The sequence below is a fragment of the Streptomyces sp. NPDC032161 genome (genome assembly GCF_040636995.1).
GTDB lineage: Bacteria > Actinomycetota > Actinomycetes > Streptomycetales > Streptomycetaceae > Streptomyces.
On the sequence record NZ_JBEZVN010000002.1, the window covers coordinates 974,506 to 990,719 of the forward strand.

Here is a 16,214-nt window from a genome sequence, read left to right on the forward strand (position 1 = left end):
GGGCTTCCGGGCTTCCGGCAGAGCGTGTCACGGCCTTGTCCCTCGCCTGAGGCGTCCCGCGGTGTTCCGTGCCGCGGGACGCCTCTCGCGTACGGGAACCGATCAGTGGCTCCGGACGTGTTCATGAAAGGGGATCGGTTCGCTCCGGTGTCCGGTTCGGAGTTCGGTTCGAGGTCCGCCCCGGAATCCGGATTCCGGGCGCGGTCCGGACCCGGTTTCGGGGTCCGGACCCCGATCGGCTTGATCGACGGCGCGCGCCTTGATCGAATGCGGATGGATCCGACGTGGACCGACGCGGGATCCGGGCGTTCCCGGTGTGCCGGCCGCTCCACGCGGCCATACTTCTGGCCAGGTACGAGCTCCCCGACCGATCGGGGGCCGGCCGGTCCACCGTCAGCGACCGAGGGGGAGGTCAAGTGACACACCCGCCGAACATGCGCACCGCCCCGGAGCACGCGCGGGCCCGGCCTTCCGTGCCCACGGCCGTACCCGCACCCGCGTCCCCGGCCGTTCGGCCGCATCCCGGTGTCCGGGCCCTCACCTCGCGTCGGCTGCGGGCCGCGGCGACGACCGAGCCGGGCCGGCTCCGGATCATCGGCGCCGTGCTGGCACTGTGCGTCGTCGTGTTCGGGGCCGTGACGGCGTTCGAGATCGGCGACCGGGCGGACGCCGCCGACGACGTGGTGCACCGCAGCCAGCCGCTGAGCGCGAGCGCGGCCGCCATCTACCGCTCGCTGGCCGATGCCGACACCTCGGCGGCCAGCGGCTTCCTGGCCGGCGCGCAGGAGCCGCGCGCGGTCCTCGACCGGTACGACAAGGACATCGAGGAGGCCTCCCGGCTGTTGGTCCGAGCCGCGGCCGGCACCGACCCGTCGTCGGAGTCCGGGCGCGAGATCACCACGCTCAACAAGGAACTCCCCCGCTACACGGGCCTGATCGAGCGGGCGCGCGCCAACAACCGCCAGGGGCTGCCGCTGGGCGGCGCCTACCTCCGGTACGCGAACCAGAAGATGACCGACGTCCTGCTGCCGGCCGCCGAGCGGCTGTACGCGGCGGAGACCGGCCGGCTCGGCCGGGACGGCGACGAGGCCAGGGCCTGGCCGTTCCTCTCGCTCGGGCTCGGTGTGGTGGCGGTGGCCGCGCTGTTCTGGGCGCAGCGGCGCAACTACCGCCGGACGAACCGGGTCTTCAACCAAGGACTGCTCGTCGCGACCGCCGCGTCGACCGTGGTGCTGCTGTGGCTGGCCGTGGGGCACACGGTGGCCCGCGCCGAGCTGCGCAGCGCCGACACGCACGGACAGCAGTCCCTGGACGTGCTCAACCACGCGCGGATCAACTCCCTGAAGGCGCGGGCCAATGAGAACCTCACCCTGGTCGCCCGGGGCGCCGTGCTCACCCCGGACGGCAGGAACGACAAGTACGAGACCGACTTCAACACGGGGATGAAGGCCCTCGGCGAGCAGTTGGCGAGGGCCCGGGAGCTCGCCGACGACGACCGGGGAAGCGGGCCGGTGGAGACCGCGATCGGCGCGGTCTCCGAGTGGCAGGACCGCCACCGGGCCGCCCGTACGACCGACGACAGCGGCGACTACGACGGCGCGCTGGAGCAGATCACCGGGTCGGAGAAGTCGACGGGCGAGTCGTTCGGCCGGGTGGACGACTCGCTGGCGCAGGCGCTCGCCCATGAACAGGACCAGTTCACCACGGCCGCGAACGACGGCCTCGGGGCGCTGACCTGGCTGCCGGTCGGTGCCGCCGTGCTCGCCGCGCTGGGAGCGGTCGCCGCGATCGTCGGTGTCAACCGCAGGCTCTCGGAGTACCGGTGAGAGCGGGAGTGGGAGCGAGAGGGGGAGCGATGACCAGGAAGCGTACGGGAGCGAGGTCCGCCGCCGGCAGGCTGCGCGGCTGGGGCGGTGTGACGGGCATGGCCGTGGCCTGCGCGGTGACGGCCTCGCTGACGCTGCTGCCGCTCTCCCGCGCCGGTGCCGACGCGTTCGGCGGCTTCTCCGGTCCGGGTACGGCGCATGCGACGCAGACCCGGGCCGAGGACTGCGCGGACCCGGAGGCGAGCCTGCCGCCGTCCGGTGCGGACGGCCCGAACATCGCCAGGATCAAGGCGCGCGGGAAGCTGATCGCGGGCGTCGACCAGAACAGCTTCCGCTGGGGGTACCGCAACCCGGAGAACCGCCGGCTCGAAGGCTTCGACATCGATCTGGTGCGGGCCGTCGCCAAGAACATCCTGGGCGACCCCGACGCCGTGGTCTTCCGGGCCATCCCCACCAACCAGCGGGTCGCCGTCCTCGAGAACGGCACGGTCGACGTCGTCGTCCGGACGATGACGATCAACTGCGAGCGGGCCCGCCAGGTCTCGTTCTCCACCGCCTACTTCCAGACCGGGCAGCAGGTCCTCGCGCCGAAGAAGTCGACGATCACCGGGTACGACACGTCCCTGTCCGGCAAGCGGGTCTGCACCGCCGAGGGCTCCACCGCCTACGACGCGCTGAAGAAGCAGTCGTTCGGGGCGGTCTTCGAGGACGAGCACGACGGCACCGGCGCGGACGAGGACCGGCTGACCGTCCCCAACCAGCTCGACTGCCTGGTGCGGCTGCAACTGGGCGAGGTGGACGCGGTGGTCACGGACAACGCGCTGGCTGCCGGGCAGGCGGCCCAGGACCCGGCGGTCGAGCTCAAGGGCGACAAGCCGTTCACCACCGAGTACTACGGCGTGGCGACGAAGCGGGGCGCGGACGACCTGGTGGCCCGCGTCAACCAGGTGCTGGTGGGCTACCGCAGCGGTGGCGCGGACAGCCCCTGGATGCTGTCGTACCGGAAGTGGCTGGAGGCCGGTCTGCCGGGACTGACGGCGCCGCCGGCGCCCAAGTACCGGAGCCGTTAGTGCCGAGCCGGGCGCTGATGCCGGACGTGGCACCGGTGCCGAGAGGGGCACTGGTGTCGTGAGGGCCGTGAGGGGCATTGTGTGCCGGGAAGGACATCGGTGACGGGGGCACCGGTGGCAGCAGTGGCGGACGAGACAGTGGCAGGCGAGGAAGCGGCACTGATCCCGGCGGGTACGTCCCGGCGGGAGGAGCTGAGAGGTGATCGATGAGCGTCGCGGGCCCCTTCCCCGGCTACGCGGAACGGCCCCCCGGACCGGTCATGGACCGGGACGAGGCGGACCGTGCGCTGGACCGGCTGGGCGCGGAGCACGAGGCGATCGAGACCTCGCTCCTCGCCCTCCAGGACCACGCGGGCCGTCGGCTCCTGGAGGGTGCCGACCTGACGGGCATCACCAAGGAGCGCTGGGCCGCCACCGAGGGCTCGATCGCGCTGCTGTGGCGGTACTTCGACGCGTACGCGGGCACGCTGGCGAGGGCCCGTGCGATACGGTCCCGCCGCCGCCACCCCAACCGGGACGATCTGGTGGCCCTCACCGATCTGATGCGCGGCCGCAGCGTCACCGTGGCGCACGCCGCGGGTCACTCCGGTCCGTCGGCCGGCGGTCCGGCCAGGCTCTCCGAGCGGTTCTCGCTGGAGGAGCTGGTCGCCCGGATGAACGATCTGTACGCCCGCTCGCTGGACATGGTGGTCGCCTCCGACTCCGTGTGGTCCGCGCTGCCCGCCCGGATCGACCTGCTCTCCGCCGAACTGCACCGCACCCGTTCGCTGGCGCGTTCGGTGGGCGTCCGGCCCGGTGAGCATCCGGCGGGCGACGAACTGGAGGCGATCACCCAGGAACTGGCCACGCTGCGGGTGCAGGTGATCACCGATCCGCTCGCCTTCTGGCTGTCGGGTCCCGGCAGTGCCGCGCCCGGCGGCGGACGCCCCGACACGACGCGCTACGACCGTGCGGCCCGCGCTCTGGAGGACGTACGCCGCGAGATCGAGGCGGTCCTCGCGGTCCGGCAGGACGCCGAACAGCGGCTGGGGCGGCTGCGCGACGTCCTCTCCCGTGCGGACCGGACCCTGACCGAGGCCAGGGCGGCCCGCGGCGAGGTGCTGGCGAAGATCGCCGCCTCCGAGGTGCCCGCCGTGAGCGGCCCGGCCACCGCGCTCCAGGAGCGGCTGGTGGCGGCCTCGGAATACCGCAAGCACGCCCAGTGGCACCGGCTCTCACCGCTCCTGGAGTCGCTGGAGCGGGAGGCCGAGGAGGAGCTGCTGCGCGCCCGCGAGTCGTTGACCGCCGTCACCGCGCCGCTGGCCGTACGGGCGGAGCTGCGCGGCAGACTGGACGCGTACCGGGCGAAGGTGGCCCGGCACGGTCTGGCCGAGGACCCGATGCTGATCGAGCGGTACGACGTGGCGCGCCGGATGCTGTGGAGCGCGCCGTGCGATCTGCGGGTCGCCGCCCAGGCGGTGCGGCGCTACCAGGAGACGGCGGCCGAGCTGCTGTCCCAGAGCCGGGCCCCCGCACCGGAGGACGGGCGGTGAGCACGAATGCGCGTGAGACGGGACGGACCGCACGGACCGTGAGCACGAGCACGCGCGGAACGGGACGGCCGCCGCGACTGCGGGGCGGACAGGGGGACGGAAGATGAGTACACAGTGCCAGCGCCCCACGTGCGGGGGCGGCTACGAGGATGTCGGCGGCGGTGAGCTGTACTGCGACACCTGCGGTCTGGCCCCGGTCGTCTCCCCGACGGGCATGGTGAGTTCGCCGCCCACCGGGCTCGCGGGCGGCGGTGCGCACGGCCCGGGAAGCTCCGGCAGCGACGGCTCGCGGGCGGCGTCCCGCTCCTCGTCGCGTTCCTCCTCGCGGTCCTCGTCCCGTTCGTCGACGTCCCGGCGGTCCGTCTCGGGCCGGCTCTCGCGTTCGCTGTCCGGGGCGGCCACCTCCCCTTCCGTGTCCGTGCGGTCCTCCGGTTCGTCCTCAGGCGGGTCCGGCCGGGACAGGCTGGGCGTGGGTCTGGTGCGGGTGCCGGACGTGCCGCGGCCCGACCCGCACACGGCGGTGATGGCGAACCCGGAGGTCCCGGAACGGAAGCGCTTCTGTTCGCGTTCCGACTGCGGGGCGCCGGTGGGCCGGTCCCGGGGCGAACGGCCGGGCCGTACGGAGGGGTTCTGCACCAAGTGCGGCCACCCGTACTCCTTCGTGCCCAAGCTCGGCGCGGGCGACGTGGTGCACGGCCAGTACGAGGTGGTGGGCTGCCTGGCGCACGGCGGACTCGGCTGGGTCTACCTCGCGGTGGACCGCGCCGTGTCGGACCGCTGGGTGGTCCTCAAGGGCCTGCTCGACACCGGTGACCAGGACGCCATGGCCGCCGCGATCTCGGAACGCCGGTTCCTCGCCGAGATCGAGCACGCCAACATCGTCCGGATCTACAACTTCGTCGAACACCTCGATCAGCGCACCGGTTCGCTCGACGGCTACATAGTGATGGAGTACGTCGGCGGCAAGGCGCTCAAGGAGATCGCGAACGAGCGGCGCACCCCGGCCGGGAGGCGCGACCCGCTGCCGGTCGAGCAGGCGTGCGCGTACGGGATCGAGGCGCTGGAGGCGCTCGGGCACCTGCACAGCCGCAACCTGCTGTACTGCGACTTCAAGGTCGACAACGCCATCCAGACCGAGGGCAGGCTGAAGCTGATCGACATGGGCGCGGTGCGCCGGATGGACGACGAGGAGTCGGCCATCTACGGCACGGTCGGATACCAGGCGCCGGAGGTCGCCGAGGTCGGCCCGTCGGTCGCGTCCGACCTCTACACGGTCGCACGGACGCTCGCGGTGCTCACCTTCGACTTCCAGGGCTACACGAACGTCTTCGCGGACTCGCTGCCCGACCCGGACAACATCGAGGTGTTCCGGACCTACGAGTCGTTCTACCGGCTGCTGGTGCGGGCCACCGACCCCGATCCGGGGCGGCGGTTCGCGTCGGCGGCGGAGATGGCGGAGCAGCTGACCGGGGTGCTGCGCGAGGTGGTGGCGCTGCAGACGGGACGGCCGCGACCGGCGCTGTCGACGCTGTTCGGTACCGAAGTACGGGTCACGGACACGCAGTTGTTCGCGAAGCCGACGGGCGAGGTGTCGCGGCTGGGCGCGCGGGCCGCCGGACCGGCGCCGTCCGGGCTCCTCGGAAGGCGCCGCCGGAATCGGGCGGGTGCGAGCACGGGCTTGGGTACGGGCGCAACGGCGGTGGTGGGTGCGGGGGCCTCGGGCCCCGCGGTCCCCGGTCCCCGGGTCCCGGCCGCCGTTCCGGGAGCGCCGTCCACGGCACCGGTCCCGTCGGCTGCGGCTGCGGCCTCGGCGCCGTACGTCCCCCGGCCCGTCGGGCTCGACGCACGGACCGCCTCGCTCGCGCTGCCCGTGCCCCGGGTCGACGCGAACGACCCCAACGCCGGTTTCCTCGCCGGGCTGATGGCCACCGCCCCGGCCGAACTGATCGCCGCGCTGGGCAACGTACCGGCGCCCTCCCCGGAGACCCGGCTGCGCGAGCTGCGGGCCCGCCTGGAGACCGGCGAACTCGACGCGGCCGGGCGGACCCTGACCGAACTGGAGGGGCGGCACCCGGACGACTGGCGGGTCGTCTGGTACCGCGGTGTCACCTCGCTGGTGACCGGCGCGTACGAGAGCGCGGCGCTGTCCTTCGACGCGGTGTACGACGCGTTCCCCGGTGAGCCGACGCCGAAGCTGGCGCTGGGGATCTGCGCGGAGGTGCTGGGGCAGCTGGACAACGCCGCCGAGTACTACCGCCTGGTGTGGACGACCGATCCGGGCTTCGTCAGCGCGGCGTTCGGCCTGGCCCGGGTGCAGCTGGCGGCCGGGGACCGGGCCGGGGCGGTGGCGACGCTGGAGTCCGTGCCCGAGGCGTCGATCCACTTCACGGCGGCCAGGGTCGCCGCGGTACGGGCGCGGCTGCGCGAACGGGCCCCGTCAGAACCGCTGTTCGCCGACCTCCGGGCCGCCGCCGACCAGCTCTCGGCGCTGGCGGGATTCGGCCTGGACCCGGTGCGCCGCGAGGAGTTGTCGACGGAGGTGCTGGGGACCGCGCTCGACTGGGTGCTCTCCGGCAGCCCCATGGCCGGGGGCCCGGCAGCGCGGCCGAACGCCCCCGGTGGATCCGCCGGACCCGCTGCATCCGGCGGGCCCGGCGGGCCGAACGGACCGTACGGACCGGGCGGGTTGGGGAAGCTGCTCGACAGTGAGTGGGACGAGCGTGGCCTGCGGTTCGGGCTGGAGCGTTCGTACCGGATGCTCGCCCGGCTCGCGGAGCCCGGCGACGAGAGGATCGAACTGGTGGAACGGGCCAACCGTTTCCGCCCCCGGACGTGGGTGTGAGGATGTCGCAGAAGCCCCAGGAGACGGCCCTGTCGAAGTGCCCGGGCTGCGAGGAACCGGCCGAGTCGGGCGACCGGTTCTGCGGTGCGTGCGGATACGACCTGTCGGCCGTGCCCGCGCCACCACGTGACCGCCCGACGGTCGCCCTGACCGTGCCGGCGGCGGAGAACCGGCCCGACGGGGCGGGCGGTTCGGGAGACTTCGAACTGGCCGCGCCCGCGACCGCGGACGCCCCAGGGTCCGGTCGGCCACATACACGGTCCCCGGCCCAGTCACAGCCCCGGGCCCAGGAAGCGACGGCGGACGCCCCGGCCGCCGGGGCGTCCGCACCGGCGGGCACCGGCGCCCCCTCCGCCGCGCCGCCCGTGCCCGACCCGCGCACCCGTACCGACGGGCCGTTCGCGACACCGCCGGCCGGCACCAAGCTGTGCGTGGCGTGCCGCGCCGGGCGCGTGGACACCGACGGCTACTGCGAGAACTGCGGTCACGCCCAGCCGCGCGAGCGCGACCACATGGAGCAGGAGCTCGGTTCGGTGGCCGCCGTCAGCGACCGGGGGCTGCGCCATCACCGCAACGAGGACTCGTTCGCCGTCTCGACCACCGCCCTGCCCGACGGTTCACCGGCCGTCGTCGCGATCGTGTGCGACGGCGTCTCCTCGGCCAGCCGCCCCGACGAGGCGTCGGCCGCCGCCGCGAACGCCGCCAACGAGGCGCTCCTGGAGTCGTTGCCGCGCGGCACCCATCCGCAGCAGGCGATGCACGACGCGATCGTCGCGGCCTCGAAGTCGGTCGACTCCCTTGCCGGGGAGACCGGCCGCGCGGCGGAGCAGGATCGGGGGCGGCACCAGAACGCGCCGGCGTGCACCCTGGTCGGCGCCATCACGGCGGGCGACCTGCTGGTGGTCGGCTGGGTCGGCGACAGCCGCGCCTACTGGGTGCCGGACGACCGTTCCGCACCGCCCGCCCGGCTCACCGAGGACGACTCGTGGGCCGCGCAGATGGTGGCGGCGGGCCTGATGAGCGAGGCCCAGGCGTACGCGGACGACCGTGCCCACGCGATCACGGGCTGGCTCGGCGCCGACGCGTACGAACTGGAGCCGCACACCGCGTCGTTCAAACCGGATCGGCCGGGCCTCGTGGTGGTGTGCACGGACGGCCTGTGGAACTACGCGGAGTCGGTCGCCGAGATGGCCGCGGTCGTACCGGCCGACGCACGGTCGCGACCACTGCACGCCGCGCGGGCGCTGGTGGGTCACGCGCTCGACGGCGGGGGCCACGACAACGTAACAGTGGCGCTGGTGCCGTTCGCGGTGACGCCGCAGGGGGCAGGATCGGGCTGCGACACCCCATGAGTCCCGTTGCGTAACGCTTGGTTCCGGTTCGCTTCCGGTTCACTCCGGGGGCGTTCCGGTTCCGTCCGCCCTCGTCCCTATTCCGACCGTTTCCCTTCCGCGCCCCTTCCTTGTCTCGCCCCCCTCACAGCTGTCCTCATCCGACACCTGGAGTTCCCGAGGAGCCGATCAGATGGCCAACTTCTCCAAGTCGAACGTGCCGCAGTTCTCGGTCGAGGTGTACCAGAACGAGTTTCTCCCGCAGGGCGGTCGCGAGGTCAACGCCATCGTCACGGTCGCCTCGACCGGAGGCGGCACCACCGGCGGGGTCCCGCTGTCCGGGTCGGCTTCGGCGGACATGTCCGGATCGGGCCGGGCGGCGGACGCCGGCGTGGTGATCATGGTCGACTGCTCCGGGTCCATGGACTATCCGCCGACGAAGATGCGCAACGCACGCGACGCGACGGCCGCGGCGATCGACACCCTGCGCGACGGCACCGCGTTCGCGGTGGTCGGCGGAACGCATGTCGCCAAGGAGGTCTACCCGGGCAACGGAAGGCTCGCGGTGGCCGACGCGCGGACCAGGGCCCGGGCGAAGGAGGCGCTGCGTGCGCTCGCCGCCGGCGGCGGTACGGCGATCGGCACCTGGCTGCGGCTGGCCGACCGGCTGCTCGGCGCGGCCGACGTGGGGATCCGGCACGGGATCCTGCTGACCGACGGCCGCAACGAGCACGAGGCCCCGGAGGATCTGCGGGCCGCTCTCGAATCCTGTGCGGGCCGTTTCACCTGTGACGCCCGGGGTGTCGGCACCGACTGGGAGGTGAAGGAGGTCACGGGCATCGCCTCCGCCCTGCTCGGTACGGCCGACATCGTCGCCGACCCGGCGGGCCTGTCCGCGGACTTCCGGCGGATGATGGAGAACGCGATGGGCAAGGAGGTCGCGGACGTCGCGCTGCGGCTCTGGACGCCCGTCGGGGCCGAGATCATGTTCGTGAAACAGGTCGCGCCGACGGTCGTCGACCTGACCGGACGCCGCACCGCGGCGGGCCCCCGGGCCGGGGACTACCCGACGGGTTCGTGGGGCGACGAGTCGCGCGACTACCACGTGTGCGTACGGGTGCCGGAGGCCGGGATCGGCCAGGAGATGCTGGCGTCCCGCGTCTCGCTGGTCCTCCCCGACCCCGCGGGAGGGGCGCCCCGGACGCTCTCCCAGGGCCTGGTACGGGCGGTGTGGACCGACGACATGGCGGCGTCCACCTCGATCAATCCGCAGGTCGCGCACTACACGGGCCAGGCGGAACTGGCGCAGGTCATCCAGCAGGGGCTGGACGCCCGAAAATCGGGCGACTTCGACAGCGCCACCGCGAAACTGGGCCGCGCGGTACAGCTGGCGTCGGCGTCCGGGAACGAGGACACTGCGAAACTGCTTTCGAAGGTGGTGGACGTCGTCGACGCGGCGACCGGTACTGTGCGACTGAAGGCGAAGGTCGCGGAGGCCGACTCGATGACGCTCGAAACGCGCTCCACCAAGACCGTCCGCGTCAAGAAATAGCCGCACAGGACAACCGCACACCGAAACACCCGCACACCGAAGCGCCCGCACGACGCGCGTCCGCACGGACGCGAGGGACGGCGCGGGGCCAGGCGCGCAGACACGGCGCCGCGCGGGGCACAATCGCACAGCCGTACAGTCAGGCCGCCCGGCCGGAGCGAATGGACCGCCGGGCAGCGAAGAGCACGAGAAGTGACGGCCCCGCGGGGCCGGACGAGGAGAGGGGGAAGCGCCGACATGCCGACCTGCCCGAACGGACACCAGTCGGGTTCCGAGGACTGGTGCGAGGTCTGCGGCCATCGCATGACCGGCGCGGGCGCTCCCGCGGGCTCGGTCCCTCCGCCGCCTCCCCCGCCGCCCGCTCCCGGGTACGGCCACCCCCAGGGGCCGTCCGGCGCCGACCCGACCCAGCAGGCCGAACTCTGCCCGCAGTGCCGCACGCCCCGCGAGGCGATGGCGCCGTTCTGCGAGGAATGCCGCTGGAACTTCCTGACGAACACGGCGACGTCGTACACGCCGCTGGCCCCGCGCCCCAGCGCCGCCACCGGCCCTCCGCCCGGTCTGAACCTGCCGCCGGGCTTCCAGGCGCAGCAGCCGTCGGGGCCCCAGCGGATGCCCGATCCGTTCGAGTACCAGGGCTCGCGGCCCTCGCAGGTGAACCGCCCGGCCGAGCCGCTCTCCCCCGAGCAGGCGAGCCGACCCGGGCCCCCTGCCCCCGCGCCCGGCCCGGTCCCGGCACCCACGCCCGGACCGGCGTCCGCGCCCGGCCCGGGTCCGCAGGCACCGCAGCCGCCGCAGGCGTCACAGCCCCCGCAGCACTTCCAGCAGCAGGGGCCGCCTCCGCCGCCGTTCCAGCAGCAGTCCTCGTCGCCGTTCCAGCAGCAGTCGGCGCCGCCCTCGTTCGAACGGCCCGCTCCGCCCGCGCCCTCGGCTCCCCGGCCGCCCGCACCGCAGCCGCCCCGGTCCGCCGACGACGACTGGATGCTGTCACCGCCGTCCCGGCCGCAGGACCCGCAGCCGTCGGCCCCGGCGCAGCAGCAACCGCCGTCGCCGGGCGGGAACCAGAACCAGCCGCCCGCGAGCTGGACCGCCGTCATCGCCCCGGACCGCGATTACTTCCTGGCGATGATGCAGCGCAGCGGTCCGGAGGCGACCGGCCTCAACCTGCCCGCGTACTCCCCGGAGCAGCGGGTGGCGCTGACCGGCAACCAGGTCACCGTCGGGCGCCGCAGGCACAGCACCGGCGAGTCCCCCGACATCGACCTGTCCGTGCCTCCGGAGGACCCGGGCGTCTCGCACCAGCACGCGGTGCTGGTGCGGCAGCCCGACGGCGGCTGGGCCGTGGTGGACCAGAACTCCACGAACGGCACCACGCTCAACGGCGCCGAGGACCCGATCCAGCCCTACGTCCCCGTCCCGCTCAAGGACGGCGACCGCGTGCATGTCGGGGCATGGACGACGATCACGATCCGCCAGGACTGACGGGCCGCGGGTGCCCCGCCAGGACCGCCGGGGCACCCGCCCCGGCCGGGACCGGGGCTACCCCTCGGGCAGTGGCCAGGCGTACGGCCCTTCGGGGTCGTCCAGCCAGGCCCACTGCCGCCCGTCCCGGACGGTGATGCCGAACCGCTCCCTCCCGGGGCGCCCCTCGCGCTGCCAGAGGGAGAGGGCCTCGTGCGGGTCGAGACTGGATCCGGTCAGCTCCAGCAGGAACCGGAAGCGTTCGTCCTCGCTGAAGCGCCGGGGGAGCGCGCCGGTGTGCGGGCGCCGGGCGGGTCCCGTCGGGCTGCCCCGCAGCGGTACGAAATAGGCGGGCGTGCGCAGGAAGCGTCCCTCGGCGTACCTGCGGCGCGCGGTCACCCGCACCTGTAGCACGATCAGTCCGGTCGCGAGCGGCGCCAGTATCCGCGCGTCCGGAGCGCACTGGTCCAGCCAGGCCGGGGGGACGCACGACAGGGTGCAGGTCGCGATGATCCGGTCGTACGGGCCGCGCGGCGGCCAGCCCCGGGTCCCGTCGCCGGTGATCACCGCCGGGTGGTGACCGGCCGCCGCCAGGTGCCGACGGGCCGACTCGGTGATCTCCGGGTCGAGGTCGACGGTGGTCACGGCGTCGTCGCCGAGCCGGTGCGCGAGGAGGGCCGCGTTGTAGCCGCTGCCCGCGCCGATCTCCAGCACCCGTTGTCCGTCGCGCACGTCCAGTTCGTCGAGCATCCGGGCCATCAGCGACGGCTGGCTGCTCGACGAGATCAGCTCGCCGTCCCTGATCCGGGTGGCCAGTGCCTCGTCCGCGTACGCCCCGCGCAGCCACCGGGCCCGGCGGACCGGGTCGGGGTCCTCGCACCACAGGCGGTCCGTTCCACCGGCCACGAAGTAGTACGGCACGAACAGATGGCGCGGCACCTCCTCGAACGCGGCCCGCCAGCGCGGGTCGCCCAGTCCCCCGCGGGCCACGATGCCCCGCACCATGGCCCACCGTTCACCGGTGGCGGCCTCGGCGAACCGGTCCGGATGTGTGTCGTCCATCTCTCCGTCTTCCCGTTCTCCCCGGTCTCCCCGGTCTCCACCTTCCTGCGCGCGGCCCCCGGTGGCCAGGACCCGGGCCGTGGCAGGCCTCGGTTCGAAGGCAGGGCCTAGGCCCCAGGTACTCGGCCGGTGCGTCTGCGACGATGGACGGGTGACTGAGATTCCGCGCGACACGCTGCAGGAGCAGACCTTCTACGAGCAGGTCGGCGGCGAGGAGACCTTCCGGCGCCTGGTGCATCGTTTCTACCAGGGGGTCGCCGAGGACCCGCTGCTCAAGCCGATGTACCCGGAGGAGGATCTGGGCCCGGCCGAGGAACGGTTCAGGCTGTTCCTGATGCAGTACTGGGGTGGCCCCCGTACGTACACCGAGCGGCGCGGACACCCGCGGCTGCGGATGCGGCACGTCCCGTTCCGGGTGGACCGGGCGGCGCACGACGCGTGGCTGGGCCACATGCGGACCGCCCTGGACGAGCTCGGGCTGGCGCCGGAGCACGAGCAGCGGCTGTGGGACTACCTCACGTACGCCGCGGCCTCGATGGTGAACACCGAGGGCTGAGCCGCCACCGGGGCCGAGGACGGGCCCTGTGCCCGGGGCCGATCCGGAACCGACAGCCGAACCGGGCCCAGGGGCGTCCGGGACCGTGCGGGGCCGAGGACGGAGTCGGCCCTTCTCGTCCCCCGGTGTGACCGGTGGTGCTGGCCCCAGGCCGTACCGACCGGGTGGCCGGATGTCCGTCGGTCGCGTGCGCGCCTAACTTCGTGCGGGATTCGTCCATCCGATCCCGAGGAGCACGATGCGCGTCGCCGCACCGGCCACCGTCGGCCTGGGCCTGGCCTGTTTGCTCACCGGCGGAATGCCCGCGTCCGCCACCGCCACCACTGCCCCCTCCCCCGTCGTCCCCGCCTCCGCCGAGCCCTCCGCCGCCGCCGTCCACCAGCGGCTCGTCTGGGGCCCCTGTTCCGCGCGGCAGACGGAACTGCGCGCGGCGGGCGCGCGGTGCACGCGGGTGACCGTCCCCCTCGACCATTCCGACCCGGGCGGCCCGACGATCGAGATCGCCGTATCGCGCATCGGGGCCACCGGCGGACGCGGCGAGCGGCGGGGCATCCTGCTGTCCAATCCGGGCGGACCAGGTGGCACCGGACTGGCCGACCCCCTCCGTCTGCGGCCCGCGTTGGGGGACGCCGCGGACCGCTACGACCTGATCGGCTTCGATCCCCGCTTCCTCGGCGAATCCACGCCCATCACCTGCGGCCCCGCCGCCCCGGCGCCCGAGCCCGGTCCCGCCACGACCCGACGCGAGGACTTCGAGGCAGCGGTGCGCGATGCCCGGGACACCGCGCGCCGCTGCCGGGAGCACGGGGACAACGCCCGGCTCCTGCCGCACGCCACGACCCGGAACGTCGCCCGTGACATGGACGCGATCCGCGCGGCGCTGGGCGAGCGCCGACTGTCGTACTACGGCGTCTCGTACGGCGCCGACCTGGGCGCCGTCTACACCCAGATGTTCCCCCACCGCGCCGACCGGATCGTCATCGACTCGTCCACCGATCCCGCCGCCACCCAGTACGAGCTGTTCCAGCGGGCGGGCAGGCCGCTCGAAGAGGCGCTGGACACCTGGGCCGGATGGGCCGCACGGCACGACGCCGCCTACCGGCTCGGGGACACGCCCGCCCGTGTGCGATCGAGTGTGCTGGCGCTGCTGGACGGGGCCGAGCAACGCCCGGTCACCGTCTCGGGCGTCCGCCTCGACGCACCGCTGCTACGGCTGATCCTGCGGCAGTTCATCCAGCACGAGGAGCACGACCCGGCGCTCGCCGCCACCGTGCGCGACCTGGTCGACGCCGCCGCGGGCCGACCGGTCGAACCGGGCCCGGAACTCGCCGCCCTGCTGGAGCTGTTGGCCTCGCCCGAGCTGACCGATTCCATGCTGGGCGGGGCGCTGTTCATGTGCGGCGACCGCGGCTGGCCGGCCGGTGGCTGGCCGAAGGACCCCGAGACGTACTGGCGGAACATGGAACGCAGCCGGGCGGCCCAGCCCGTGTTCGGTCCGCTCGTCAACGGCATGATGGCCCCGTGCGCGTTCTGGACGAGCACGTCCCGCGAGCCCGCCACGGTCGTCGGCAACGCCGTGCCCGTACTGATGCTTCAGGCCCGGTACGACAACAACGTGCCGTACGAAGGGGCGTTGGCGCTGCACCGCCGTCTGACGGGTTCACGGCTGGTGACGGCGGACGTCCGCGCGCACGGGGTGTTCGGGCGCGGGCTCGACGGGCTCACGCCGGTCCCGTGCGCCGACCGGGCCGTCGTCGGCTATCTGCGGGACGGCGTCCTGCCCGCCGCCGATCTGACCTGCCGACGCGCCGGGCAGGCCCGGTGAGCGGGTGCCCGGCCCTCGGCCCGCGGGCGTCGGACCGGGCTCTCAGCCCACCGAGACCGCGAACCCGCCGCCGAGCCCGCTGTCGTGGCCGCGCAGGGCGATCGAGCCGAACGGGGTGCGCAGCCGCAGCCAGGACCCGGCCGCGAGCAGAGCGACCGGGAAGTCCGGCGCCGGGCGCAGAAAGCCCAGGGACAGCGCGGCGTGGACGGCCCGCAGCGGGAGGGCGGTGGTGCCGATCGTGCGCGACCAGATCTCGCGGCCGATCCGGTCCCGTTCGGTCCGGGTGCGACGGGCCTCGGGCAGCGCCTCGTCGCGGGTCCGGAACTCCGCCACCGCGGCGGTGACGGCCCCGCGCAGGGAGACCGGGTCGGGCAGGCCCGGCAGTTCGCGCCAGCCGCCGCGCGGCGGGAGCACCCCCGTCCACGGCGGTCCGGTGACTGCGGCGGGCAGGGGGCCCGGATCGGCCCCGCCCCCGGTGTCGGAGGAGCCGAGGGACTCCAGGAGCTCCCCGGCGGACACCGTGATGTCGAATGCGTGGTGCCCGGTCAGCCGGGCCGTGCGGATCGCCAGCACCTCGAACGACGGCGGTCTGCCGAACACCGCCAGTGCGCTGCCGCCCGCCTGCATCCGCACCGCGGCGGCCCGGTCGTAGTGGAGGAGCCGCGCGAGGAAGGCCGCGAGATCCGCGGTCTCCCTCGCGTCGGCGAACTCCAGCGGCAGCACGGGTACGGTCATGCCGCCGCGGGCTCCTCGGCCAGGTACTGCTGGAGGAAGAGCTTCTCCTCGGCGCTGATCCGCCGGGGCCGCTCCGCGGCCAGGTCGTACGGGACGACGACGGTCGTGGCCCGTACGTAGACCTGGTCCGGGTCCTTGATCTCGTACGAGATCGTCAGCGACGCGGCGCCGATCCTCGTGACCCACGACTCGATGGTCACCGGCTCGTGCCGGTGGACCAGCGGGCGCACGTAGTCGATCTCGTGCCGGGCCACCACGGAGCCGCCCGAGAAGGACGGCGAACCGTCACCCGGCGCCAGCCGGAACATGAAGTCGATCCGCGCCTCCTCCAGATAGCGGAGGAAGACGACGTTGTTGACGTGCCCGAAGGCGTCCATGTCCGACCAGCGCAGGGGGCACTGGTAGATGTGGCGTGCCAAGAC

At 73.8% G+C, this 16,214-nt stretch carries 12 protein-coding genes; 9 read left to right on the forward strand and 3 right to left on the reverse strand.

Annotation, left to right across the window (positions count from 1 at the left end; all coding sequences use genetic code 11):
• The first annotated feature begins 434 nt into the window (after positions 1-434).
• The 7 genes from AB0E67_RS10010 to AB0E67_RS10040 all read left to right on the forward strand — a co-directional run bounded on the left by AB0E67_RS10010 (position 435) and on the right by AB0E67_RS10040 (position 11,635).
• Positions 435-1,826 (forward strand): hypothetical protein, encoded by a 1,392-nt coding sequence (locus AB0E67_RS10010; RefSeq protein WP_362023642.1) that lies wholly within the window; start codon positions 435-437, stop codon positions 1,824-1,826.
• Positions 1,827-1,855: 29 nt separating this feature from the next.
• On the forward strand, positions 1,856-2,896 hold the full coding sequence (locus AB0E67_RS10015) for a glutamate ABC transporter substrate-binding protein (protein ID WP_362023333.1): 1,041 nt from the start codon (positions 1,856-1,858) through the stop codon (positions 2,894-2,896).
• 206 nt (positions 2,897-3,102) lie between these two features.
• On the forward strand, positions 3,103-4,428 hold the full coding sequence (locus AB0E67_RS10020; RefSeq protein WP_362023336.1) for a hypothetical protein: 1,326 nt from the start codon (positions 3,103-3,105) through the stop codon (positions 4,426-4,428).
• A 103-nt stretch (positions 4,429-4,531) separates the two neighbouring features.
• Entirely contained in the window at positions 4,532-7,270 is a 2,739-nt protein-coding gene (locus AB0E67_RS10025) for a tetratricopeptide repeat protein (RefSeq protein ID WP_362023339.1), read from the forward strand.
• 2 nt (positions 7,271-7,272) lie between these two features.
• The gene (locus AB0E67_RS10030) at positions 7,273-8,622 is read left to right on the forward strand and encodes a protein phosphatase 2C domain-containing protein (protein ID WP_362023341.1); all 1,350 of its coding nucleotides are present in this window, start codon (positions 7,273-7,275) and stop codon (positions 8,620-8,622) included.
• A gap of 172 nt (positions 8,623-8,794) precedes the next feature.
• Positions 8,795-10,153 carry a VWA domain-containing protein gene (locus tag AB0E67_RS10035; protein WP_362023343.1) on the forward strand — a complete coding sequence of 453 codons (1,359 nt, stop codon included), beginning with the start codon at positions 8,795-8,797 and terminating at the stop codon, positions 10,151-10,153.
• Positions 10,154-10,390: 237 nt separating this feature from the next.
• Positions 10,391-11,635 carry an FHA domain-containing protein gene (locus AB0E67_RS10040; protein WP_362023346.1) on the forward strand — a complete coding sequence of 415 codons (1,245 nt, stop codon included), beginning with the start codon at positions 10,391-10,393 and terminating at the stop codon, positions 11,633-11,635.
• A gap of 57 nt (positions 11,636-11,692) precedes the next feature.
• Here AB0E67_RS10040 and AB0E67_RS10045 read toward each other — a convergent pair whose 3' ends face one another.
• A complete protein-coding gene (locus tag AB0E67_RS10045) occupies positions 11,693-12,676 on the reverse strand; it encodes a methyltransferase domain-containing protein (protein ID WP_362023349.1) in 984 nt (327 codons plus the stop codon).
• Positions 12,677-12,827: 151 nt separating this feature from the next.
• Here AB0E67_RS10045 and AB0E67_RS10050 point away from each other — a divergent pair, with 151 nt between their 5' ends.
• Positions 12,828-13,232, forward strand: a complete 405-nt coding sequence (locus AB0E67_RS10050) for a globin (protein WP_073783093.1) — start codon at positions 12,828-12,830, stop codon at positions 13,230-13,232.
• 238 nt (positions 13,233-13,470) lie between these two features.
• Positions 13,471-15,057, forward strand: coding sequence for an alpha/beta hydrolase (locus tag AB0E67_RS10055; protein ID WP_362023353.1), 1,587 nt, complete (start codon positions 13,471-13,473; stop codon positions 15,055-15,057).
• Positions 15,058-15,099: 42 nt separating this feature from the next.
• Here AB0E67_RS10055 and AB0E67_RS10060 read toward each other — a convergent pair whose 3' ends face one another.
• Both AB0E67_RS10060 and AB0E67_RS10065 read right to left on the reverse strand, forming a co-directional pair.
• Positions 15,100-15,792, reverse strand: coding sequence for a hypothetical protein (locus AB0E67_RS10060; protein WP_362023356.1), 693 nt, complete (start codon positions 15,790-15,792; stop codon positions 15,100-15,102).
• A complete protein-coding gene (locus AB0E67_RS10065) occupies positions 15,789-16,211 on the reverse strand; it encodes a thioesterase family protein (RefSeq protein ID WP_073783097.1) in 423 nt (140 codons plus the stop codon). Before AB0E67_RS10065 ends, AB0E67_RS10060 begins: the two co-directional genes overlap by 4 nt.
• Between the last annotated feature and the right edge of the window lie 3 nt (positions 16,212-16,214).

What these genes read in the sequence shown, in the direction of transcription:
- AB0E67_RS10010 (WP_362023642.1), top strand. Translation starts at nt 435, where the DNA reads ATGCGCACCGCCCCGGAGCACGCGCGGGCCCGGCCTTCCGTGCCCACG.
- AB0E67_RS10015 (WP_362023333.1), top strand. Translation starts at nt 1,856, where the DNA reads ATGACCAGGAAGCGTACGGGAGCGAGGTCCGCCGCCGGCAGGCTGCGC.
- AB0E67_RS10020 (WP_362023336.1), top strand. Translation starts at nt 3,103, where the DNA reads ATGAGCGTCGCGGGCCCCTTCCCCGGCTACGCGGAACGGCCCCCCGGA.
- AB0E67_RS10025 (WP_362023339.1), top strand. Translation starts at nt 4,532, where the DNA reads ATGAGTACACAGTGCCAGCGCCCCACGTGCGGGGGCGGCTACGAGGAT.
- AB0E67_RS10030 (WP_362023341.1), top strand. Translation starts at nt 7,273, where the DNA reads ATGTCGCAGAAGCCCCAGGAGACGGCCCTGTCGAAGTGCCCGGGCTGC.
- AB0E67_RS10035 (WP_362023343.1), top strand. Translation starts at nt 8,795, where the DNA reads ATGGCCAACTTCTCCAAGTCGAACGTGCCGCAGTTCTCGGTCGAGGTG.
- AB0E67_RS10040 (WP_362023346.1), top strand. Translation starts at nt 10,391, where the DNA reads ATGCCGACCTGCCCGAACGGACACCAGTCGGGTTCCGAGGACTGGTGC.
- AB0E67_RS10045 (WP_362023349.1), bottom strand. Translation starts at nt 12,676, where the DNA reads ATGGACGACACACATCCGGACCGGTTCGCCGAGGCCGCCACCGGTGAA.
- AB0E67_RS10055 (WP_362023353.1), top strand. Translation starts at nt 13,471, where the DNA reads ATGCGCGTCGCCGCACCGGCCACCGTCGGCCTGGGCCTGGCCTGTTTG.
- AB0E67_RS10060 (WP_362023356.1), bottom strand. Translation starts at nt 15,792, where the DNA reads ATGACCGTACCCGTGCTGCCGCTGGAGTTCGCCGACGCGAGGGAGACC.